The sequence below is a fragment of the Demequina sp. NBRC 110051 genome (assembly GCF_002090055.1).
Classification (GTDB): Bacteria; Actinomycetota; Actinomycetes; order Actinomycetales; family Demequinaceae; genus Demequina.
The window spans coordinates 1-21,997 of record NZ_BBRH01000021.1; the positions used below are offsets into that span (position 1 = coordinate 1).

A 21,997-nucleotide genomic window follows, 5' to 3' on the forward strand; every position below is an offset into this window, starting at 1 on the left:
CGGATGGCTCGACGTCGAGCCCGCCGACAAGGCGCCCGTCCGCCCGTCCATCCGTCCGCCCCTGCGCGGCTGACGGCCGGCTTAGCCCACCTCGCCAAACGGGTACCGCACCTCGACGAACGGCCAGCCCTCCCCCAGCCAGCGCGGCACGAAGGCCGCCACGGCATCGGCTAACCCAGCCGGCGCATCGGCCACTACCCACCACGAGACCTCGGCAACCGGGCCCACCACGGCCGAAGAATCGTCCGCAGGGTCGATGTAAATGCAGCCGTAGATCGCGCTCTCGTCGGCGGGCATGATCGCGTAGTTGAACGACTCATGCGTGACCATCTCGCGGGCGTGGCGATCGAGGTCCTCGCGGTCGGCCTCGGCGGTCATGTCGGCCGGAGGCCATCCCCACGCCTCGCCGTACTTCGCCCACAGCATCGGCTGGTTTCCCATGACGGCGACCATGTCGATGTCCGTGTCGTCGGGGTGGATGGGGCGCAGGTGGACGCCGTCCCGCAGCGGCACCATCAGCGGGTGGGCGAACTCCTCGGGAAGCCACGTGGCGGTCACGGAGCAAAAGTATCGGTGCGGCGCTGCGGAGCCCGCTACAGCACGGCGTTCAACTCCCTTGCCATGTCCCGGAAAGCGTCGACGTCGCCCAATGATGCGGACTCCGTCAGAAGACGCCGAGCCTCCGAGGCCACCGTGGAGATCTGCGCCGCGTGGGGATTCTGCTTGGCTGCCCTCGCAAGATGACTCTCCGCCTCCCCCAGGCTCGTCATAGCAACGTCGAACCGTCCATTCGCACCTTGCAGAACCCCGTAATTGAGCAGCGCAGCCCCGAGTGGGCCGCTCATGCCCTGGCTGTTGTCACGGCGCACCGCTCGGCGCAGCCGTGTCACGGAGCGCGTCGAGACCGTCAGCGCATCGGCCCACGCCCCAGCGTGAACCAAGTGCCCAATCTGTACGGAGTCTTCCGACGCGTTCGACACCTCTGCACGGTGCAGCGCCGAGTTAGTTCGCGCGAAGATCATCCCCAGCACAAACCACGCCACAATCGCGATGACTAAAGTGGTCCATTCAGCCTGGAAAAGGGCGACTATCCCCCAAATAAACGCCCCTATCCACAGAATTCCCACGAACTGTCGCATACCCGACATTCCCCACACCCCTCCTGGTAAATCGCTACTCTTTGCGATCATCGCCACTGTACTAGACATAGAAACTCGGGGTCTCAATGCTAATGTCGCGTACCATAGCCTCCCTTTCGGAATGTGCAAGGAATATGCCATGACAGACCTCCCTTGGTACAAGGACGCCAGCAAACTCTTCATCGCCGCTGGGTGCATTGGCGCGGCAGTTCTCTTCTGGTTCGCCAACGGCCAGCCCGGCACGTCCCTCGCTTCAGGGACCTACGCATGCCAGACAACCTGGCAGGTGGGCGCTTTGCCTGATGGGCCCGCCGCCGACGTCGACAATGGCGAAGTGGTGGACGCGTGGGACTTCGACCTCGGCACCGGGGAACGCTCCTCGGTACCGTTCAGCAATGTGGAGCGGACAGACCGCAAGGAGTTCACGATGACGAGCGTCAACGTGTACACCGGCGCATCCGGCAGCTTCACCTGCAAGCTTTAGTCAATGGGGCGCCCGTGGCGTCGCGTCGGGCTATGTCACTTCCGGAAGGCTCCGGCCCACGATGGCACCTGCCACACCCAGCGCGGCAAGGAGTAGCAGCGCGTAGGCGTTGCCCCATGCCGCCAGGCCCGCGGTCACCGCACCCACTGCGAGCAACAGCACGCCCATGAGCGTGTTCGCGACGGCCACATACTGGGTGCGCTGGTCGCCCTCGGCGATGTCGACCACGTACGTCTTGCGGGCCAGGCGCGCGCCCAGGTGCACCAGCGCGAGCACAAAGTAGACGGCAGCAGGCAGCCATGCGGCCTCTCCCGCGCCAGGCACCGCCCGGAGCCCCAGGTAGACCACAATCGTGGCCGATGCCGCGAGCGAGGCGCCGATCATCAGCCGCCTCGAGGACGCATCGGCCAGCCGCCCGAACACCCGCCCGCCGATGATCCCGGCGACGCCCTGCGCCAGGATGAACAGCCCCAGAGACGACAGACCCTGGCCGTCGCCCTGCAGCGACAGCGCCACCACGAACGGCGGGCTGAGCGCGGACACGAGCAGCAGGCCGCGGGCCATGACAAAGCGGCGGAAGACGGAGTCGTCGCGCCACAGCCCAGCCGCCTGGCTCATCCAGCCGGGCTCGTCGTCGTCCGTCTGAGAATCGGCGGTGGCCGATGCCGTGGCAGGCTCCGTCTCCTCCACCGGTTTGCGGATGGTCGCGTAGATCAGGGCGCCGAGCGCCCACAGCGACGCCGCTCCGCCGAGCAGGGCCGCCAGCACGCCGACGCCCAGGTCACCACCCCAGGACCGCAGTCCCAGGCCGAGCGTCACGGCCACGACGGCCGATGCCACCGTCGTCACTCCCTGAATCTGACCACGCTGCCCCTGCGGCACCGTGCGGCCGAGAACATCCTTGCTCGCGATCGAGGTCAGCGAGCGCGCGAGGGCGAACACCGCGAGCGCCACCAGGATGCCGACGCCAGCGACCCAGCCCTCGACGGTGGCGGCCACGAGCGCCATAGCGGCCGTGGCGACGGCCTGTCCGGCGGCGCCGGCGACCCACACACCCTTGCGCTGGCGCCTGGCCTGCACGCGCGGCGCCCACGCGGCCTGCGGAAGCATGGACCCGGACTCGCGGATGGGCACCAGGAAGCCGACGAACGCGCCCGGGGCGCCCAGCGCGTTCATCAGCCACGGCAGGACGGTCTTGGCGTTGACCACCTCATCGCCGGCGGACTGCAGCGCCTGCGCCGCCATCTGGCGCAGGCCGTTGGCGGCGATGTGCGGGCGCGCGTCGGGACTCAGGTCCTCCGCGTCGGAGTCCTGGTGGCGGACCAGGAGGTCGTAGAGCTTCTGCGTGGCCATCCGTTTATCTTGTCAGGGGCTTACGGGCAGCCGATGCCGTGACCGGCCTGGCAGCCCCTACTCCCCCAGGAACGGACCGCCGTTGTCGCGGGGACCGTCGGGTGCGCGGAATTCGAGCCGGCAGATGGCGCGAATGGCGCTGATGAGCCACTCGGCGATCATCTCGTCGTACTCCCCCTGCACGCCGCTAAACGCGACAACGAGCCCCTCGCGCACAATCCCACCGGGCCACTTGATGTCACCCGCGCGGTACAGGTGCGGGGAGTGGTCGCGCAGGCGCGAGGTGTCCATGCCGGTGCGCGCGGCGACGCGAGCCTTGGCGGTGGCCCACTCGACGAACTTCTCGGGGTCATCACCCAGGTAGGCGGTGAACAAGGGATCGGCCGATGCGTCGGCCGGGTCGAGCACGACGACCCCACCCTTGTAGCCGTTGAGCAGGCCGACCTCGTGGCCACGCGCGATGGCGGGCTCGATCACGTCCCAGGCTTGGGCGCAGATGTCGGTGGTGATGCCGGTAAACATGGGGGTCCGTTTCGTCAAGCCGAAGGTCGTCTGGTTCAGCACGAGCATCCCACGACTCACGCCAAGTTGCCGTCGGCCGCGCACCGGGTTCTAGGTATGGTCGTGGTCTATCGAACTTCCGGCGACGCACCGTTGCGTGCGGGGCCAAATCTGAGGGCGGGACAGGACAAAGTGAACGCGACGACGAATGCGCGCTTGGCGCAGTTGATCTGGAACATTGCAGATGACGTACTGAGGGACCTGTACGTGCGGGGCAAGTACCGAGATGTGATCTTGCCGATGACGGTGTTGCGCCGCCTCGACAGTGTGCTGGTCGACAGCCATGACGCGGTCGTCGCCGCCAAGCAGTCTCTCGACAACGCGGGGATTACGAACCAGGATGCTCCGCTGCGTCAGGCTGCGGGCCAGGACTTCTACAACACCAGCGCCTTCACTCTGAAAGACCTCCGAGCAGCAACGGGTCAGGCTCAACTGCGCCAGAACTTTGAGGCCTACCTCGACGGGTTCTCTCCCAATGTCCAAGAGATCTTGGACAACTTCGAGTTCCGCAACCAAATCCCGCGGCTGACGAAGGCTGATGCCCTGGGTACGCTGATTGAAAAGTTCCTGGACCCCACCCTGGACGTTTCGCCCAGCGCGTTGGATAACCATGGCATGGGTTCGGTCTTTGAGGAGCTGGTTCGCCGCTTCAACGAGGAGAACAATGAGGAGGCCGGTGAGCACTGGACACCACGTGACGTCGTGAAGCTCATGACGCGCCTCATGTTCGAACCCGTCGCAGGCACCATCCCCGAAGGCACCTATCTGCTGTATGACGGTGCAATGGGAACCGGCGGCATGCTCACGGTCGCCGAAGACACTCTCAGGGAACTGACCGGCGACAAGAAGATCTCCACTCACCTTTACGGGCAGGAAATCAACGCCGAGACCTACGCCATCGCCAAGGCCGACCTGATCCTTAAGGGAGAGGGGCGCGCAGCGGACAACATCAAGGGTGGCCCAGAGTTCTCCACACTGTCAAACGACCAGTTCGGCCACCTTGAGTTCGACTTCATGCTGTCGAATCCCCCATACGGCAAGTCCTGGAAGACCGACCAGGAACGCATGGGCGGGGCCAAGAACATCGACGACCCCCGCTTCCTCGTGGAGCACGCAGGCGACAGCGAATTCAGCCTCGTCACCCGCTCGTCCGACGGACAGATGTTGTTCTTGGCGAACCTGATCTCGAAGATGAAGACCGGCACCACCACCGGCAGCCGCATTGCTGAGATCCACAACGGCTCCAGCCTCTTCACCGGTGACGCAGGTCAAGGCGAATCCAACATCCGCCGCTACGTCATCGAGAACGACATGCTCGAAGCCATCGTCGCCCTACCGCTCAAGCTCTTCTACAACACCGGTATCGCGACCTACATCTGGGTGCTATCCAACCGCAAAGAGCAACGCCGCAAGGGCAAAGTCCAACTCATCGACGCCACCCAGTGGTTCACGCCATTGCGCAAGAACCTCGGCGAGAAGAACTGCGAACTCTCGGCAGCCGACATCGAACGCATTATGGGCACCTTCCACGCCTTCGACCAAGCTGACGAAGACGTCTCCAAGGTGTTCAACAACGCCGACTTCGGCTACTTCAAAGTCGCTGTCGACCGCCCCTTGCGTCTCGTGGACGCGGAACCGGGACGCGTCTACAAGGCCGCCGAGATCAAGAAACTCAAGGAAGCCTCTGAGCGTGCAGACGACGCACCTGCAGTCATCAAGAAAGTCCACAAGATCGGCACCGAGCCTGACCCACTACACGGACGCTTCGAGGCAGAGATCGACGGCAAGACACGTGTAGTTGAGTACGAGCGCGACGGCGACCTTTCAGACACTGAGCAGGTCCCCCTCAACGAACCCGCTGGCGAACACGCGGACGGCATCGAAGCGTTCATCCGCCGCGAGGTTCTCCCCTACGCCCCCGACGCCTGGATCGACACCTCCAAGACCAAGATCGGCTACGAAGTCAGCTTCACCCGCCACTTCTACAAGCCCACGCCCATGCGCACTCTCGACGAAATCCGCGCAGACATCAAAGCCCTCGAAGACGAAACCGACGAGCTGCTGAAAGAGATCGTCAGCTGATGTTTGCCGGACTCAAGCCCTATGCCGCGTACCGCGACTCAGGCGTTGTGTGGCTACCCCGCGTGCCTACACACTGGCAGTCACGTCGACTCAAGACTGTGGTGACTGAACGAAAGGTCAAAAACCATCCCGACGAGCCCCTCCTAGCTGCGACACAGTCTCGCGGTGTCATACGCAAGTCGGACTTCGAGAGCAGGACCGTCGAGGCTACTAAATCACTTGAGACCTTGAAGCTCGTCGAAGTCGATGACTTCGTCATTAGCTTGCGGTCGTTCCAAGGAGGAATCGAACGAGCCTATGCACGCGGCATCATTAGCCCCGCGTACACGATTCTCCGCCCACGACGCGCATCAGATCTCAACTACCTCACGCTCCTGTTTAAGTCACGGCAGTTCATTGACGCACTGACCCTCACCGTCACAGGGATCCGCGAGGGCCAGAGCATCGAGTACCCGCGGCTCGCCCGAGATCTTGTCCCCGTACCGCCGCCGGATGAGCAGGCGGCGATTGTGAAGTACCTTGCTCACGCGCACGCGCGGATCGACAAGGCCATTGCCGCCAAGCGCAGAATGATCGCCCTCGTTGAGGAGCAGGCTCAATCGGTGATCGACCAAGCGGTGACGCGAGGGCTGGCCTCAGGTGCGCACCTCAAAGACTCAGGAGTCGAGTGGCTTGGCCCTATCCCCACCGATTGGAGCATTCGCCGGGCGAAGTACGTCTTGAAACCCATCGACGTTCGCACTGCTACTGGCTCGGAGCCGCGCCTGACGGTCTCCTCTTCCCTCGGCGTCGTCCCAAAGGGCACTGTCAACGTGTACATGTTCGAAGCGGCCAGTTACGTGGGCCACAAACTCTGCTGGCCCGGCGACCTTGTGATCAACAGCCTCTGGGCTTGGGGCCGTGGACTCGCAGTATCGAAGCATCACGGAATCGTGAGCAGTGCCTACGGAGTTTATCGCTTGCGGGTTGATGGGGGTCTCGAACCAGATTTCCTTAATGAGCTCGTGCGTTCGAATGCGTATCACCGTGAATTGTTCGTCAACTCACGCGGCGTCTGGAAATCAAGGCTCCAGCTCACCGACGACCGCTTCCTCGCGACATCATTGCCTGTCCCTCCAACTAATGAGCAGCACGCGATAATGATGGTCGTCGAAACTGCACGCAAGGAATCTCATGCGGCTGTGGCACTCGCTACCAAACAGATCGACCTCCTCGAAGCGTTCCGCGCGCGGCTGACATCCGATGTGGTGACGGGCCAAGTTGATGTGCGCGCATTGGCAGCGACCTTGGCGACCCTCCCTGTCACCACTCTTGCGGCGGGAAGTACCGGTGCGGAAGAGTCACTTCACGAGGTTGCCGAGGAGTTTCTAGAGGGGGAGCCGATCTGATGCCCGTGTCACTGAATGAAGCCAGCCTTGAGGAACTGATCGTTGACCAGATGGTAGCGGCCACTGGGAGTCCGTCGTGGGTCCAGGGCGACCCGGCGGACTTCAACGCTCAATACTGTCTCGACATACCCACATTGACGGCGTTCATAGCGGACACCCAGCCAGACCTCGTCGAAGCTCTGGCATTGAATGCGGACTCGCCGACTACCCACAAGTTCCTAGCTCGCCTGCAGGGCGAGATTACCAAGCAAGGAATCGTCGCTTGCCTACGCAACGGGATCTCGCACGGCCCTCACCACGTGGACCTCTACTGCCCGACCCCAACGCCGGGCAATGCGAAGGCTGCTGAACGGTTCGCTTCCAACCGGCTGACGATCACCCGTCAGGTCCACTACAGCCCCACTGACACGGGCAAGTCGCTGGACTTGATGGCATCGGTCAATGGTTTGCCGATTGCGACTCTTGAGCTCAAAAACCAGATCACAAAGCAAAACGTGCAGGATGCAGTCGATCAGTACAAACTCGACCGAGACCCTCGCGAACTCCTGTTCCAGCTCGGGAGGTGCATGGCGCACTTTGCTGTCGACGATGCTCGTGTGCGTTTTTGCACGAAGCTCGCGGGCACCAAGTCGTGGTTCCTTCCTTTTGACCGCGGCTACCACGGAGGCGCGGGCAACCCACCCAACCCTGACGGCATCAAGACCGAATACCTGTGGAAGCAGGTGCTCGCACCCAAGAGCCTGGCGAACATCATTGAGAACTTCGCCGCGATCGTGCACTCCAAAGACACCAAGACTGGCAAGAAGACCGCATCGGCGATCTTCCCTCGCTTCCACCAGCTCGATGTCGTGCGCACATTGCTGTCCGATGTCGAGTCTGTCGGTAGCGGCAAGCGGTATTTGATCCAGCACTCGGCGGGGTCGGGCAAGTCCAACTCGATTGCGTGGCTGGCGCACCAGCTCGTCGGCGTCGAGCACGCAGGATCACGCGCATTTGATTCGATCATTGTGGTCACGGACCGTGTGATTCTTGATGGTCAGATCCGCGACACCATCAAGGGCTTCACGCAGGTAGGCTCGACTGTGGCTCATGCGGAGTCCGCGAAGGAGCTGCGCACCGCTATCGAGGCGGGCAGGAAGATCATCATCACGACCGTGCAGAAGTTCCCGTTCATCGTGCGCGACCTCGGTGGTCCCCAACGGGACAAGAACTTCGCGATCATCATCGACGAGGCCCACTCCAGTCAGGGCGGCAAGGTTTCAGCAGCACTAGCCCAGGCACTGTCAAAGGATGGGCTCGATCATGACGTTGAGGACGTCGAGGACGCGCTGAACAAGTTGATGGCGTCAAAGAAGATGCTGCCCAACGCCTCCTACTTCGCCTTCACCGCGACACCGAAGAACAAGACCCTCGAGACGTTTGGTGAGCCGTTCGAGGTCGATGGCGTTGTGAAGCATCGGCCCTTCCACTCGTACACGATGAAGCAGGCCACCCAGGAGAAGTTCATCCTGGACGTCTTGGCCAACTACATCCCTGTCGACACGTACTACAAGCTCATCAAGACCGTCGAGGACGATCCCGAGTTTGACGCCAAGCGTGCCTCGCAAAAGCTGCGCACGTACGTGGAGAGCCAGAAGCACGCGATCCGCCAAAAGGCCGAGATTATGGTCGACCACTTCCACGCGCAGGTCTACCAGCCGCGCAAGATCGGCGGACAAGCCCGCGCGATGGTCGTCACGACATCTATCGCCCGCGCCATCGACTACTACGAAGCAGTGACTGCCTACTTGAGCGAGTCCAAACGCCCGTACAAGGCTATCGTCGCGTTCTCCGACTTTGAACGCGACGGAGTCAAGGTCACCGAGGCGCAGTACAACGGGTTCCCCGGCTCGCAGATAGCCTCACAGATCCGCGAGGACCCGTACCGGCTCTTGATCGTGGCTGACAAGTTCCAAACCGGCTACGACGAACCACTCCTGCACACCATGTATGTCGACAAGCCCCTGTCGGGTGTCAAGGCTGTGCAAACGTTGTCGCGTCTCAACCGGGCGCACCCGCTGAAGAACGACTGCGCAGTCCTGGACTTCGCCAACGACAGCGAAACCATCGAAGAGTCCTTCCAGGCGTACTACCAGACCACCGTTCTGGCTGACGAGACCGACCCCAACAAGCTCAACGACCTTACACACGTGCTCGACGCCTCCGGCATTTACACGCCCGAGGATGTCGACCTGTTCGTCGAGCGGTATCTGACCGATGCACCCATCGACGACCTCCACCCCTTGCTCGATGCTTGCGTGGCGGAGTACCTCGAGCGCGATGAAGACGACCAGGTCGAGTTCAAGGGCTCAGCCAAGGCTTTCGTGCGCACCTACGGGTTCCTCAGCGCGGTCCTCCCCTACAGCAACGCCGCGTGGGAGAAACTGTCGATCTTCCTCGGCTACCTCGTTCCAAAGCTCCCCTCCCCCAAGCAAGACGACCTGTCTGAGGGCGTGCTCGAGACGATTGACCTGGACTCCTTCCGCGCGGAGAAGCGTGAGGCCATGAAAATTGCGCTCCAGGACGAGGACGCCGAGCTGGACCCTGTACCGACGGCGACAGCCTCCGCCGCGAAGGACCCAGAGTTGCAGCGCCTGACAGAGATCCTCGACTCCTTCAACGCACACTTCGGCAACATCCCCTGGGAAGACCGAGACCGCATCATGCAACGCATCACCGAAGAAGTCCCCAAGCGCGTTGCACAAGACGAGAAGTACCAACTCGCCATCGCTAACAGCGGGCGGGCGAACGCAAGGGTTGAGATGGCGCGAGCATTGCAAGAAGTAATGTTCGGGTTGCTGGCGGACGAGACACAGTTGTACAAACAGTTCTCCGACAACGAGAGCTTCCGGAAGTGGCTTGAGGACTCTGTGTTCCGGCAGACGTACAAGGGTCCAGCGTGACCGGTCGCAACCGCGCGTCAAGGGACCGCAAGCCCCGCTGGCACTTTCGGCTGGTGACCGCACTCGCCATAGCTACCGGACTCGCGTCGCTTCTTTTGCATCAAGCCTCGTCACCCTTCTGGCAGTGGATGTCATCGGTGCTCGTCAGCGCGTTCGCGGGTTTCGTTCTGCTGTTTGCGGGGCTTTGGATCGAGCGAAGGCTCGAGGGCCAGATCAAGATTGCTGCGATGGAGTCAGATCGCAAGAACGAGGAGTTGCGTGAAGAACTGCTCGGAGACATTGAGGATCTGAAGGTTCAGGTGGCATCGCAGATCTCAGGAATGCGAGACCGCGACTTGGAGCTGTTCAGCCGACTGGGCGCTCATCAAGTGTCACGAGAGGATTTCTTCCTCGCATTTGAACGCGGAGTCGAGCGCGGTGTGCTCACGTACCACGACGGGCTCCTTGTGCAGGTGGCCGAGAACCCCGCCGTGTACTTGCGTATTCGCGGTTTGTGGGATGGGCCCCAGCGACTACTCGGCGAACTATCGTTCGAGATTGCAGACGACACAGGCAATCGGCTCGCGACCGTGGATTGGCTCGCGGAGGAGGCCGAGGAAATCTGGCTACGACGTGTCGCGGAAGTCACGGGCAAGATCTCTGACGACGATTTCGACGCTCAAATGCTCTTGGAGTCGATCTCGCGCACCCTGGTGTTTGGGGCATCACACTCTGCGGCCAGACCGCTACTCGCAAACTTTGGTGAAACAGTTTGGTTGGCTCACGACGGGGTATGGGCTCTGACCAACGAGCGCCCTCGCAAGCTCCTCGAACCCAGCGTCCTCCTCCAGTACGAACGCGGAAGCAGTTGGGAGCCGCCCGCTGGAGTTGAGAGAGGCTCGGCCTACGAGGGTTTCAACGCTGCATGCGTGATCTTTCCGACAACCGATGAACCACCGTTCTAACAGCCCTGGTCACGCCGTCACGGTGACGAGTAGCGGTAGCACTCGTCACCGCGTCAAGCTTCGGGGTCTAGGCAACGAGCGAACTACTCGGTGCCCTTAGCCGCGCTTCCTCGAGTACCGAGTCGCGCGGCGGCATCCAATGCGTCGAGTCTGCGATACGCGCATAACGCGAGGTCGTCGATCTGACCGAGGATCTCGCCGGGCGCTGCGCTCAAGTCGAGCGGCCACTGCACGATGTCGATGCCGGTGTTCGCGACGCGATGCGTGACCGGGACAGCACCCTCCGCCTTTGACCCCGCATAGACGAGCCAGCCCTGGTCCAGACTGAGCGACGTGCAGTACGCGAGGAGTTGATACGCGTCGGCCGTCGGATACCCGCCATCGGTGTAGCCGAGCTTGTACTTCGCGTCCATCACGATCCGAGGTCGGCCGCCGACGAGGTGGACCACGTCAGGGCGCATGCGCACCCGACGTCGCATGTCCAGCCATGCGTCGTATTGTGCGACAGTCTCACCGCGGCTCAGGCTCCTCAACGCCGCCCCCAGCGCCTCCGAGACGAACTGCTCGAAGACGGTGGCCATGTTGATCACGAACGACGCCACCGGTTCCGAGCCGCGCTGCGTGCCGAGCCCCATCCTCGCGAGGACAAACTCGGCGAGCCGTAGCGCGCGGTGGTAGCGCGCGTTGATCCGCGACTTCCGCCAGGCAGGGACACGGTCACCGGGAGTGATGACAGTGGCGCCTTCTATGCGGCCATAGAGGTGCACCAGACGGTGACGCAGGTCGTCGGGCAGCCTCGGGGCGGTTGACATGCGCTGGAGCGCCGTGCGCAGGATCTGGTTCTCAGGGATGTCGACCTCGAACTCGTCGTAGGTGACTTCGAGAGGTACAGCGAGGCCCGGACGTCGCGCGATCTGGTCGGCGCTGCGGATACGACCACGCACGACGGCAAGTGCGTCGTCGCGTGTGACGTAGCCCTGAAGCACACCGTGCTTCAGGGCCGCACCGGCCAACCGCGCGAGCGTTTCGGCTACGGCGGGCCACAGGTCCTCCGATTCCGAACCGCTGAACTCCGAGCCCACGGCGCCCCAGTCGCGCGAGTAGCCGACCATGAAGAGCACGGACGAAAAGCTCGCCTTGGGCGTGACGACCAGGTCTACATCGCCGATGCGCACAGCGCCGACCATGTTGGTGCGAGGCAGGACGCGCCACCCGTCGCGGTCCGGCCACGCGTCGACTAGACCGGATTGACGCACGCGCGCAGCACCCGCAGCGTCGAGGCGGACGACCGCGCCGTCTCGCGAGTTCTCAGGTATCTCGACACGGACCACGGCGCCCCAACTACTCGCTGTCGTCGCGCTGAAGGACGGCATCGATGCGCACACGAAGCGCCCGGACTCCGAATCGCGACGCGACCTCCTCGCGAGAGAACCGGCCGTAGAAGTGCTCTTCGAGCAGCGGCAGGATGTCGTGCGCCCATACGCGGTCGAGCCCGTCCGCCATATCCGCCTCGTCCCTCATTAGGTACGAGGGCCCAATCTGGAAGTCACGATTCTCGTCGCCCATCTCTGCGTTCAACGCTGCCAGCAGGCGAGCACGGTCGGTGGAGAGCCCCTGGGCCTTGAGCCAGTTTTCGAGAACGGAGGCCACCGGCTCCTCGCTCGGGTGCATCTCGATGAAGGAGAACCGCCGGCGAATTGCGGCATCGACCATCGCGATCGAGCGGTCCGCCGTATTCATCGTGCCGATGATGTAGAGGTTCTCGGGCAGCGCGAACGGCTCGTCGACGGAGTACTGCAGTTCGACACGCTCCCCGCGGTACTCCAGCAGGAAGTACAACTCGCCAAACACCTTCGCGATGTTGGCACGATTGATCTCGTCGATGATGAGCACGTATGGAGTGGCGGGATCACCAGCCGCGTCGGCGGAGATCCGCCGCAGCGGCCCAGGTACCAGATCGAACGCGAGCGAACCGTCGTCCTGCTTCCTAGGACGAAAGCCCTCGAAGAAGTCCTCGTATCCGTATGAGGGGTGGAACTGAACTAGCCGGACGTTCTCGTCGCCCGCGATATGGGCGGCGAGCTCGCGCGCCACGAAAGTCTTCCCCGTGCCGGGAGGGCCATGGACGATCACCTGGCGGCGGGCGCCCAAGATTTCGGCGAACCGCGTCAACCACCCATGCGGCAAGTGCATCGATCGGGCGAACTCCTCCGCGACTGGCCTCAGATGCGCAACCTGAGTCCGGGGCCCCTCAACTGCAGCACGGTTGGTTCCGAGCACCTGCTCGAGCACCTCGCGACCATCTGTCAGGTCGAGCACAGAACGCGAGCCCGCGAACAGCTTGCGCACGCCCGCAGGCAGGTCGTCGAAGACGAGCGCATCGGTGTGCCACGTCACACTACGACGCAGGCGCGGCGCCGCATCAGAGTACGCGACCTCGCCGGATATCGTTCCTACCCACGCCTCGCGCTCGTGACGCGTCACCACGATGTCCCCCGCCTCCATGCGGCTAAGGAACGCGAAGAAGTCGTCCGTCAGGTACATCCGTTGGGTGTAGTCGACATGGTCGAAGTCCGCATTGACCCGCTCGCGGACATCGCTTCGCGAAGCGCCGGATTCGATCTCACTCAAGTGTGCCGCGGCCAGGGAGACGAACCCCTCTCCGAGCCATTGGTCGATGAGCTCGCGACCGGCGGGCTTGGTGCGCACGGCCCACGCACGCGTGGTGCCGGACAAGTCATCGCGCCATTGGCTCTCCCACGGTTCCGTGTACCAGTCCAGACGGTCGATGCCGTCGCGCTTCTCGAGCGCGGTGCGGATCGCAAGTATGTCACGATCGATCGCCTCACCACTGTCGCCGGTCGCTCCGCCGATTACCAGCTGAAAGGTGTCTCGGATTCCCTTCTTATGCTTGTCGTTCACGATGCTCTCGAAGGTCCAGGGGAACACCATAGATAGGAACGCGTGGCGCATCGACGGAAGGTCGCGCTCATCGTCGACCACCATCGCGCGGAAGGCCCACGGATCGTCGAGGGCAGCGGCGCGCTCGTTCTCGGGTAGCGTCCCCCATCGCACCACGAACCTGCTGAGCCACACCACCTGCTTCCACATCTGCTGGCTGTAGCCCTGTCCACCATTGAACGTACCGCCGGTGCTGACACCTGCTTCGATCTCTCCCGGAAGCGCTGGCGCGTCGGGAAGCCACGACAGCACGGTCTCGATGTGTTCACGCTTCTTGCGCGGCGTGAGGTTCACCAGCGGCACGCCACGCAGGTAGATCATCTCGGCGGCGAGTAGCTTCACCTCGCGCGGCTCATGCGCAAGCTGGCTCTCAAGCTTCTGGAGGAAGGTGCCGGGACCGTCGTCGTAGAAGTCCTCAATAGCCGACCGGAGCCTCTCCGCATACGCGGGCGTCCAGATCTCGACGTTCGGGTCGATCGCCGAGCGACGGTCTCCGAATGCGTGGATGAGCACCACGGAAGCGGCCTCACTTACCGCCCGCGTGCGTGCAGCCTCCTGGTTGGGGCGCGCTTTCGACTCAAGCGGGACGGGAAGCAGAATGCAGTTCTGGCACCACCGCGGGTCGACAGGGTGCTCCGGCGACTCCCGCCACGCTCGGATCACCTCGTCGCGCGAGCGCGGTTCAAGGCGCAATGCGGGTGCATGGAAGCAGTCCGTGGCGTGCATGAGGTGCGAGTCCCGTTTGTAGACGTACCCGCTTGGCGATTCGCCGAGCTCGTACTCGACCCCGTCGAAAATGCGCTCGGTGCCCTCGATGGGCCAGTACTTCCGATGCGGCGAACCTGCCGTCGTCTCAGCCATGCTCATTCCTTCTTAGTTCTCGCGCCCTACCGCCGTGAGCGGATCTCGCGCTCAACTGCACGGGCCCTGTCATCATCCAGGACCCATCGCGCGTACTTGTCTTCACCGTTCGGTCGGTACAGAGCGCGCAGGATCCGCCGGACACGGCGCTCGTCGACGCCGAGCCGAACCGCCAGCTCCTTCGGTGTCGTCACCATTGTCTGAACCTACCGCGGGCCTACGGACACCGGCGTCCGGCGTTTCACCCGAGCACCCCTACCCACAGCCCATCACGCGCTCGTGTCATCCCCACATACAACTCACGACGGGCGAGTTCCCAGCGCTCGCGCTCGACCTCGTCCTCCGGCGGCGCTGCTCCTGCGAGTAGCGAAGTGGAGACATTAGCGACCACCACCTGTTTGAACTCGAGACCCTTGGCGCGCTTGATCGTTCCCACTTTGACTGCGTCCACGCGCGAGCCGTCGTACGACGTCAGCTTCACGACGGGGATGCCAGCCGCTTTCAACGCATCGGCGATCCGGTTGGCCGAGTAGCCCGAGTACGACAGGACGCCGATGTCGCCCCATCCAGTCGCGACGTCCGTCTGTACCTGCTCCACATGACGGACCACCAGGCGGTTCATCTCGTCCTTGGTCACGCACTCGACGACCGAGGGCTCCGGTCCGGTTCGCGGCACGTTGGCCGGCCGCTCACCACGGGCGATCTCGCCGTCGATATCCGCATACTCCGAACCGGCAATGACCCCGTGCGCGAACTCGAGGACCTCTCGCGTGTTGCGATAGTTGGTGTCGAGCACCACGCCGCGGTTAGCGACCGAGATTCCCGCCTCCGCGAGCGTATAGCCGCCGGGATAGATGGACTGCTGGCCGTCGCCGATGAGTGTGAATCCATCGGGCGCGTCGCCAACGATGGAATGCAGCATGCGCACCATGGCACAGCTGAGGTCTTGCGCCTCGTCCACGATCACCGCGGCGTACGGCTCCTCGAGCGGTTGGCGGCGCAGCTCAGACTCGGCGAGCAGGATCACGTCCGCAAAGTCGTGAACCTGGGCGGCGCGCAATTCGCGGGTGTAGTCCTCGTAGAGGTCCCACACAGAGCGGCGCTGCACGGCGCCAAGCTGATGCCCTCTCCCCGTGCGCACCAGATCCGCGTAGACGCGGAAGTCGGTCACACCGCGTCCCTTCAGCACGTGCGCGATCTCGTCCTTCCAGTAGGCCTGAGGCAGCCCTTTCGCCTTGAGGGGGCTGTCGCTTGACAGACGCCCCCAAGCGCGACGGAAGGCAGCATCGGCCGCCTTCGCGTCAACCTTGACTGCCACTCCTCTGTCCCGCAGGACGCCGAGAGCAAACTGGTGAATGCCCATGAAGTCGACGCGGTCGGCGACGTCCGGCGCCATGCGGTCGAGGTGGCTCTTGAGAACATCGGGCAGCGTGCGCACGAAGGTGGTCACAAGCACTCGGCCGGGTCGCGTGCGGGCGAGGTAAGCGGCGCGGTGTAAACCCACGACGGTTTTCCCAGTGCCCGCTGCACCACGAATGCGGGAAGGTCCCTTAAAATTGCGCCGGACCAACTTTGCCTGGTCCGGGTGGAGGAAGGACATCCACTCTTCGATCGGCTGCGCGAGGATGCCGTCGAGGATCGCGGCTTCGACGTCGGACTCCTCGAGGAGCGCTGCAGGTATCTCTGGTTCAGCCAGCGGGGAGAGAACTGGCTCAGCCACCACTGCCTGAGGAGCGGGACTGGCACCGATCAACGGGAACAGCTTCAGCGCACGCTCGAGCACGGCATCGACTTGGCCCGGCGTCAGACGCGTGCCGCGGCCCGCTATATAGCGGGCGATGTCCTTCTCCCCGACGATGTCGACGGGGCCGATGCGGTGACTCAGTTGCGCATGACCCGCGAGCACCACCACGACATGCACTTCTCCGGGCGCGAGGCCCACGACCGCGAGGTCTTCCTCGACGGTGTCGCCAAGGTCGGCCAGGCTCATCAGGGATTCGGTGACGTCCTCGTCGGCGCGGAAGATGCGCTGATCGCGGATCGACACGTCCTTCCATGCCTTCGTATCGACGATGAAGACGCCCTGCGGTCGGAGGGCCACGAGGTCCACCTGGGCGCTGCGGCTGCCGGGCCACTTGCGATCAGCGAGGAACGTGACGCCGATGGCGGCGAGCGGCGCGAGTGCTTCCATGGTGCGGCGCTCGGTAATTGACGCAATGTCATACCGGCCGGCCGTCGCGCTGGCCTCCTTGGCTGCCGTTGCATGTGCTTGCGCGAGCGCGCGCTGACGCTGCGCCTCGATTCCGGCCGATTCCCCTGCGAACATCAACACCCCCGCTGGGACAATATCGGAAGACCTCGCGAAAAGTTGAAACATCCGCCGCTGTCGATGCCGCCAGCCCGCAACAATGCGAGCGCCAGTCGTGTCACAGGCTTCATTTAGAATCTCAGGAAGTCCGAGCCGCGAAGGCATGCCGCGGACGGAAGCGCCGATTCGCGTGAGCAGTGAGGCCATGCGAGGTATTGAAAGTGGGGATCATGGCTGAGGAGACACCGCGGGAACTCCCGTTGGACAAGGGCACCGACAAGCTCAGGATGAGCGGCGGGTTCCGAAAGTTCGGGCAATCAATGCAGAAAGCCGTGTCCGACAAGAAGGCGTCCATGGACGATGCGAAACTCAAGCACTCGCGTGACGCGGAAGCTGCAGGCAGACTTGTGACCAGCGGCATATTCGGGACCTCGACGGTCGAGATCTACGAGAACGGGTATGTCCGAGTGGCCTCCCATGGCGATGGTGCCGCAACGTCGGAGGCTAAAACGATCAGGAAGAAGACGCCGTACGAGAAGCTTCGGTCTATCAGCTATTCACCTTCCGAGCAGGAGCGCGCCGCGAGCAGTTCAGGCAACCCGTTGGAGAACGCGGTGGGCACTGCGCTAGTGGGGTTGATGAAGGGCACCACGAGCTTTATGAAGACGACTGCACCTGGACTCGCGGCAAGTGGGATTGCTCATGTCGCGGCGAAAGGCTCTCGCGTAAGCCAGTTGACGATCGCTACTGACAAGACAATCCATCGCCTTACGAATGAGACCCACAACGGCCTTATGAGTTCCGGCCAGAAGGGCCACAACGTTATCGGCCGCGAACTTGAGGCGGCTGGCAAGTCAGTCCTGCCGAGCGACGGTTCGACCCAACCCCCCGGCGCTCCGAACACCACTGCGGTGACTGCAGCTCCGCCGAGCACTTCTGTCCCTCCCACGACAGCACCCACACTCGCTGAGCGCATGCGCGAACTCGCAGAGTTGCACCGCGAGGGCATCCTCTCAGACGACGAGTTCGCAGCTGCGAAGGCGTCGCTTCTGGGCGGACTGCAGTAGCGAACCCCGGTAACGCGCTGGCGGCTACTAGTCTCAGTCCCCCGGCTCGCCCTGCAGCACGCTCGGCGGCGCTTCCGGCGGTTCAGTGTCTTCGACCGGTTCCTGCTCCAAGTCTGCGTCGAAGTCGTATTCGGCGATCTCTTCCTCGGACATGCCAAGGTTCCGCAACTGGAGCGTGCGGTCCTCGATGAACTGGTCACGCGAACCCCTTGAATAGGTCACGATTCCTTCCTCCCCCTTGGCAGTGGACTCCAAGTCGCGAGAGCACTCGCGCTCCATCATGCCCCCGCTGCAATCTCCAACCGCCCGCTCTTCACAGCCTTCAGCAGCGCCTCGTGGTCGGCCTCCGTCTGGTCGGCGTAGGCCCGCGCGAACGTCGCCATCGCCTCGTCCACGTTGCAGCCCTTGCCCAGGTACCCGGCGATCATCGACGCCCCGCTCGTACGCGCATGGCCCTTCGCCAGTAGACGGCCGGCGATGCCCGCGTAGTTTGCCAACGCCTTTGCCGAGATGCGGTCGAGCGAGACCGACCCCTTCATGTTCCTGAACTGGCGCACGTAGAACTGGCGGCCGTCCACCGTGGTCCAGCCCAAGAGCGGGTCGCTCACGGTTTGCAGCGCCTGCTGATACTCCACGACGCGTTGCCCCTGGTGGCGATGCCACGCGTCCTTGCCGTGCACGTGCTCCGCGATCACGGAGCGCCTCGCCTGCTTCAGTTGCAGAAGATCACGTCCTTCTGGCTCGATCCCTCGAGTAGCGCTACGTACGCGCGGAGCCCCACGGATCCCACGCCCACCACCTTGTGGGCGACATCCACCAGCGTGTAGCCGCCAAGCATGCGCCCCCAGTGCGGGTCCAGGGTCCGCACGTACTCGTCGAGACCCTCCGCAAGCGCATCGGCCTCCGCATCGGGCAAGCGGGTGATCAACGGCGGCTCCTCGACGATGCGTGTGCCGTCCCCATCCTGCTTGGTGAAGCGCGGCAGGGCACGGTCCGACGTCCGCTTGCGCGCCCGCTTGGCCGCGCGAGCCAGTTCCTTGGACAACGACGACTCGGTGCCGTGCTTCTCGATGCCGCGCATGTCGATGCGCTCAAAGGACCGCGCAAAGAGCGGCTCCTGGGCCAGGTGGCGGAGCTCATCGCGGTACGCCCGCGCGCAGGTGAGAACCGCATCGCGGCACTTGTCCTCCGAGGCGCCCGTCTCGCGTCCCGCAACCCACGTGCTCGCCACCAGGCGACGCAGGTCCCACTCCCAGGCGCCCGGGTGCGCCTCGTCAAAGTCGTTGAGGTCCAACACCAGGTCGCGCTCGGGCGACGCATAGAAGCCCACGTTGCCCAGGTGAGCGTCGCCACACACCACGGGAGTGATGCCAGTCGACGGCAAGCCAGCCACGTCATCGGCCATCACCACCGCCGAGCCCCGCAAGAACCCATACGGCGAGGCGGCCATGCGCGCCACGCGCACCGGCACCAGCCCGGGGACGCGCCCCTCGTGACTGCGCTCGATCAGGGCGATGGGGTCGCGGCTGTCGCTATCGACGTGCCACGCTCCGAGTGACCGGCGCGGCACGTCCTTGCGCAGCGAGCGTCCAATCTCGTAGCGCTCGGCGCGGGGCCGCGGGCGCTTGCGCAGCGACTCGAACACCCGTGGCTCGGCATCGGCGTTGGTGCCGGCAAGCATGGGATGACCCTCAGACACCTCGTTGACCACGCGTCACGTCCCCTCCGCCCTGCGCCGTCGGCGGGCAGGCGACCATCGTTGCACGTCCCGGTGTCCACAGAGGGTAGACGCGGGCATGCCCAAGGGTAGAAACTGGCTGCATGGCCCTCAACATCAAGAACGAGCGCACCGTTGCCCTCGTGCGCGAACTCGCCGACAAGACCGGCCAGTCCCAGACGAGCGCCATCGAGTCGGCGGTCCAGGCAGAGCTCGGGCGGATCGCTGCCGAGGACCACGAACGGCGGGCCCGCGAGCGGTACGACCGAGCGATGGCGATCGTCGAAGAAATCCACGCGAGCATGACCGACGAGGACCGCGCCGCCATCCGCCAAGCAGAGCACGACCTTTACGACGAGGACGGGCTCTACGCGTGATCGTGGACAGTTCGGCCATCATCGCGATCATCGACGCAGAGCCGGACTTCAAGCGGCTCGTCGCCGCCCTCACAGCGGCCGACAACCTGGCGCTCAGTTCCGCCACGTTGGTCGAGATTCACGCCGTGATCTATCGCCGTCGACGTGCCGACGACATCCGTCGGGTAGATCGACTCCTCCAGGAGTTCGGCGTCGAGGTCGTCGCCTTCGACGCCCACCAGGCTCGCATCGCGAGCGAGGCCTACCGGGAGTACGGGCGAGGGTCGGGCCATGCCGCGAACCTCAATCTCGGCGACTGCTACAGCTACGCGCTCGCCATGGCGAGCGACGAGCCACTCCTCTTCGTTGGCGACGACTTCACGCACACCGACGTGCGTCCCGCGCTTGGGCAGTAAGCCTGCCTGATCTTTGTAGATCACCTGCCCTACACTCGCCTCATCTCAACGACGAGAAAGAGGAACGATGGCCGCCGATCGCACCCTCATCATCGGCGCCGGGCCCGCCGGCCTCGCCGCCGCCCGCGCCCTCACCGAGCAAGGCCTCCCCTACGACCACGTCGAGCGCCACAGCGACGTGGGCGGCCTGTGGGACATCGACTCCCCCGGCACGCCCATGTACGAGTCGGCACACTTCATCAGCTCGCGCACCATGTCCGGCTTCCCCGGCTACCCCATGCCCGAGAACTACCCCGACTATCCGAACCACCGCCAAATCCTGGCCTACCTTCGCTCGTTTGCGGCCGATGCCGCACTCACCGACCGCATCACCTTCCACACCGAGGTGGTCGCCATCGAGCGGGAGGGCGACGGCACGTTTGCGGTCACCACGCGCACGGCCGATGCCGCCGCCGAGCCCACCGAAAAGGTGACGAGGTACGGCCAGGTGATTGCGGCATCGGGCGTCCAATGGGATCCCCACCTGATCGAGATACCTGGGTATACGGGCGAGATCCGCCATAGCGTCACGTACCGCGACGCCAATGAATTCGTGGGGCGGCGGGTGCTGATCGTGGGCGCGGGCAACTCGGGCTGCGACATCGCGTGCGACGCGGCCCGCAGCGCCGATCACGCTGCCATCTCGATGCGCCGCGGCTACTGGTTCATCCCCAAGCACATCTTCGGCCAGCCAGTCGACGTCTTCGCCGAGTCCGGCCCCACCATGCCCATGTGGCTCGAGCAGGCCGTGTTCGGCCGCCTGCTGCGGATCATCAACGGCGATCCCACGCGCCTGGGGCTGCAGAAGCCCGACCACAAGTTGTTCGAGACCCACCCGCTGCTGAACGACCAGCTGATGCACCACCTCCAGCATGGAGACATCACGGCGCGGCCGGCGATCGCGAGCGCGGATGGCACCATCATCACGTTCACCGACGGCACCAGCGAGGACGTGGACCTGGTGCTGCTCGCGACCGGCTACAAGCACACCATCCCGTACGCGCAGGACTTCTACGGCGACGAGCAGCACCCCGACATGTACCTCACGGCCTTCGCGCGCACGCCGGGGCTGTACGGGATCGGGTTCGTCGAGACCAACTCGGGCGCGTACATCCTGATGGACATGCTCAGCCAGATGGTCGCGCAGCACATCGCTGACCACACGCGACGACCGGACGCATGGAGGGCGTTCGAGCGGCACGTCGCGACGGACCGCCCGGACCTGTCGGGTGACATCAAGTTCGTGGACTCGCCGCGGCATCAGGGGTACGTCGACGCGCACGCGATCCAGAAGTACCTGCGTGCGGTGTCGCGGCGCATGGGGTGGACGCTCCGCGCCTAGCCACCAGCTGCACCCCAGTGGTCACTCACTGTGCGCG

At 64.0% G+C, this 21,997-nt stretch carries 19 protein-coding genes; 9 read left to right on the forward strand and 10 right to left on the reverse strand.

The window, feature by feature from the left end; genetic code table 11:
* Positions 1–81 precede the first annotated feature (81 nt).
* On the reverse strand, positions 82–558 hold the full coding sequence (locus B7K20_RS11975) for a GNAT family N-acetyltransferase (protein WP_084102760.1): 477 nt from the start codon (positions 556–558) through the stop codon (positions 82–84).
* A 35-nt stretch (positions 559–593) separates the two neighbouring features.
* A complete protein-coding gene (locus B7K20_RS11980; RefSeq protein ID WP_144018670.1) occupies positions 594–1,190 on the reverse strand; it encodes a hypothetical protein in 597 nt (198 codons plus the stop codon).
* An 88-nt stretch (positions 1,191–1,278) separates the two neighbouring features.
* Here B7K20_RS11980 and B7K20_RS11985 point away from each other — a divergent pair, with 88 nt between their 5' ends.
* On the forward strand, positions 1,279–1,623 hold the full coding sequence (locus B7K20_RS11985) for a hypothetical protein (RefSeq protein ID WP_084102762.1): 345 nt from the start codon (positions 1,279–1,281) through the stop codon (positions 1,621–1,623).
* A gap of 30 nt (positions 1,624–1,653) precedes the next feature.
* Here B7K20_RS11985 and B7K20_RS11990 read toward each other — a convergent pair whose 3' ends face one another.
* Both B7K20_RS11990 and B7K20_RS11995 read right to left on the reverse strand, forming a co-directional pair.
* Entirely contained in the window at positions 1,654–2,976 is a 1,323-nt protein-coding gene (locus B7K20_RS11990; protein WP_084102763.1) for an MFS transporter, read from the reverse strand.
* A 57-nt stretch (positions 2,977–3,033) separates the two neighbouring features.
* Positions 3,034–3,498 (reverse strand): heme-binding protein, encoded by a 465-nt coding sequence (locus tag B7K20_RS11995; protein ID WP_159449409.1) that lies wholly within the window; start codon positions 3,496–3,498, stop codon positions 3,034–3,036.
* Positions 3,499–3,594: 96 nt separating this feature from the next.
* On the opposite strand from B7K20_RS11995, the gene B7K20_RS12000 reads away from it, so the two are divergent.
* The 4 genes from B7K20_RS12000 to B7K20_RS12015 all read left to right on the forward strand — a co-directional run bounded on the left by B7K20_RS12000 (position 3,595) and on the right by B7K20_RS12015 (position 10,893).
* Positions 3,595–5,619 (forward strand): class I SAM-dependent DNA methyltransferase, encoded by a 2,025-nt coding sequence (locus tag B7K20_RS12000; RefSeq protein WP_084102765.1) that lies wholly within the window; start codon positions 3,595–3,597, stop codon positions 5,617–5,619.
* Positions 5,620–5,717: 98 nt separating this feature from the next.
* Entirely contained in the window at positions 5,718–7,007 is a 1,290-nt protein-coding gene (locus B7K20_RS12005) for a restriction endonuclease subunit S (protein WP_144018671.1), read from the forward strand.
* The gene (locus tag B7K20_RS12010; protein WP_084102767.1) at positions 7,007–9,949 is read left to right on the forward strand and encodes a type I restriction endonuclease subunit R; all 2,943 of its coding nucleotides are present in this window, start codon (positions 7,007–7,009) and stop codon (positions 9,947–9,949) included. Before B7K20_RS12005 ends, B7K20_RS12010 begins: the two co-directional genes overlap by 1 nt.
* Entirely contained in the window at positions 9,946–10,893 is a 948-nt protein-coding gene (locus B7K20_RS12015; RefSeq protein ID WP_144018672.1) for a hypothetical protein, read from the forward strand. The genes B7K20_RS12010 and B7K20_RS12015 overlap by 4 nt, the downstream gene beginning before the upstream one ends.
* 83 nt (positions 10,894–10,976) lie before the next feature.
* On the opposite strand, the gene B7K20_RS12020 is transcribed toward B7K20_RS12015, so the two are convergent.
* From B7K20_RS12020 to B7K20_RS12030, 3 genes are all read right to left on the reverse strand, one after another.
* Complete coding sequence (locus B7K20_RS12020) at positions 10,977–12,266, reverse strand: McrC family protein (protein ID WP_144018673.1); 1,290 nt, start codon at positions 12,264–12,266, stop codon at positions 10,977–10,979.
* Positions 12,235–14,715, reverse strand: coding sequence for an McrB family protein (locus tag B7K20_RS12025; protein ID WP_159449410.1), 2,481 nt, complete (start codon positions 14,713–14,715; stop codon positions 12,235–12,237). Before B7K20_RS12025 ends, B7K20_RS12020 begins: the two co-directional genes overlap by 32 nt.
* 241 nt (positions 14,716–14,956) lie before the next feature.
* The gene (locus B7K20_RS12030) at positions 14,957–17,230 is read right to left on the reverse strand and encodes a nuclease-related domain-containing DEAD/DEAH box helicase (RefSeq protein ID WP_234985826.1); all 2,274 of its coding nucleotides are present in this window, start codon (positions 17,228–17,230) and stop codon (positions 14,957–14,959) included.
* 23 nt (positions 17,231–17,253) lie between these two features.
* Here B7K20_RS12030 and B7K20_RS12035 point away from each other — a divergent pair, with 23 nt between their 5' ends.
* Positions 17,254–18,090: an SHOCT domain-containing protein gene (locus tag B7K20_RS12035; RefSeq protein WP_144018674.1), complete on the forward strand. Its 837-nt coding sequence runs from the start codon at positions 17,254–17,256 to the stop codon at positions 18,088–18,090.
* Positions 18,091–18,123: 33 nt separating this feature from the next.
* Here B7K20_RS12035 and B7K20_RS12040 read toward each other — a convergent pair whose 3' ends face one another.
* The 3 genes from B7K20_RS12040 to B7K20_RS12045 are packed head-to-tail and all read right to left on the reverse strand — an operon-like array spanning position 18,124 to position 19,771.
* Positions 18,124–18,372: a hypothetical protein gene (locus B7K20_RS12040; RefSeq protein WP_084102773.1), complete on the reverse strand. Its 249-nt coding sequence runs from the start codon at positions 18,370–18,372 to the stop codon at positions 18,124–18,126.
* The gene (locus tag B7K20_RS13160) at positions 18,369–18,785 is read right to left on the reverse strand and encodes a DUF2252 family protein (RefSeq protein ID WP_200809097.1); all 417 of its coding nucleotides are present in this window, start codon (positions 18,783–18,785) and stop codon (positions 18,369–18,371) included. The genes B7K20_RS12040 and B7K20_RS13160 overlap by 4 nt, the downstream gene beginning before the upstream one ends.
* Positions 18,786–18,802: 17 nt before the next feature.
* A complete protein-coding gene (locus tag B7K20_RS12045) occupies positions 18,803–19,771 on the reverse strand; it encodes a DUF2252 domain-containing protein (protein WP_200809098.1) in 969 nt (322 codons plus the stop codon).
* 140 nt (positions 19,772–19,911) lie between these two features.
* Between B7K20_RS12045 and B7K20_RS12050 the strand changes: the two genes are divergently transcribed.
* The 3 genes from B7K20_RS12050 to B7K20_RS12060 all read left to right on the forward strand — a co-directional run bounded on the left by B7K20_RS12050 (position 19,912) and on the right by B7K20_RS12060 (position 21,960).
* Positions 19,912–20,184, forward strand: a complete 273-nt coding sequence (locus B7K20_RS12050) for a type II toxin-antitoxin system VapB family antitoxin (protein WP_084102774.1) — start codon at positions 19,912–19,914, stop codon at positions 20,182–20,184.
* Complete coding sequence (locus B7K20_RS12055) at positions 20,181–20,579, forward strand: type II toxin-antitoxin system VapC family toxin (protein ID WP_084102775.1); 399 nt, start codon at positions 20,181–20,183, stop codon at positions 20,577–20,579. The genes B7K20_RS12050 and B7K20_RS12055 overlap by 4 nt, the downstream gene beginning before the upstream one ends.
* 67 nt (positions 20,580–20,646) lie before the next feature.
* Positions 20,647–21,960 carry an NAD(P)/FAD-dependent oxidoreductase gene (locus B7K20_RS12060; RefSeq protein WP_200809099.1) on the forward strand — a complete coding sequence of 438 codons (1,314 nt, stop codon included), beginning with the start codon at positions 20,647–20,649 and terminating at the stop codon, positions 21,958–21,960.
* Positions 21,961–21,997 lie beyond the last annotated feature (37 nt).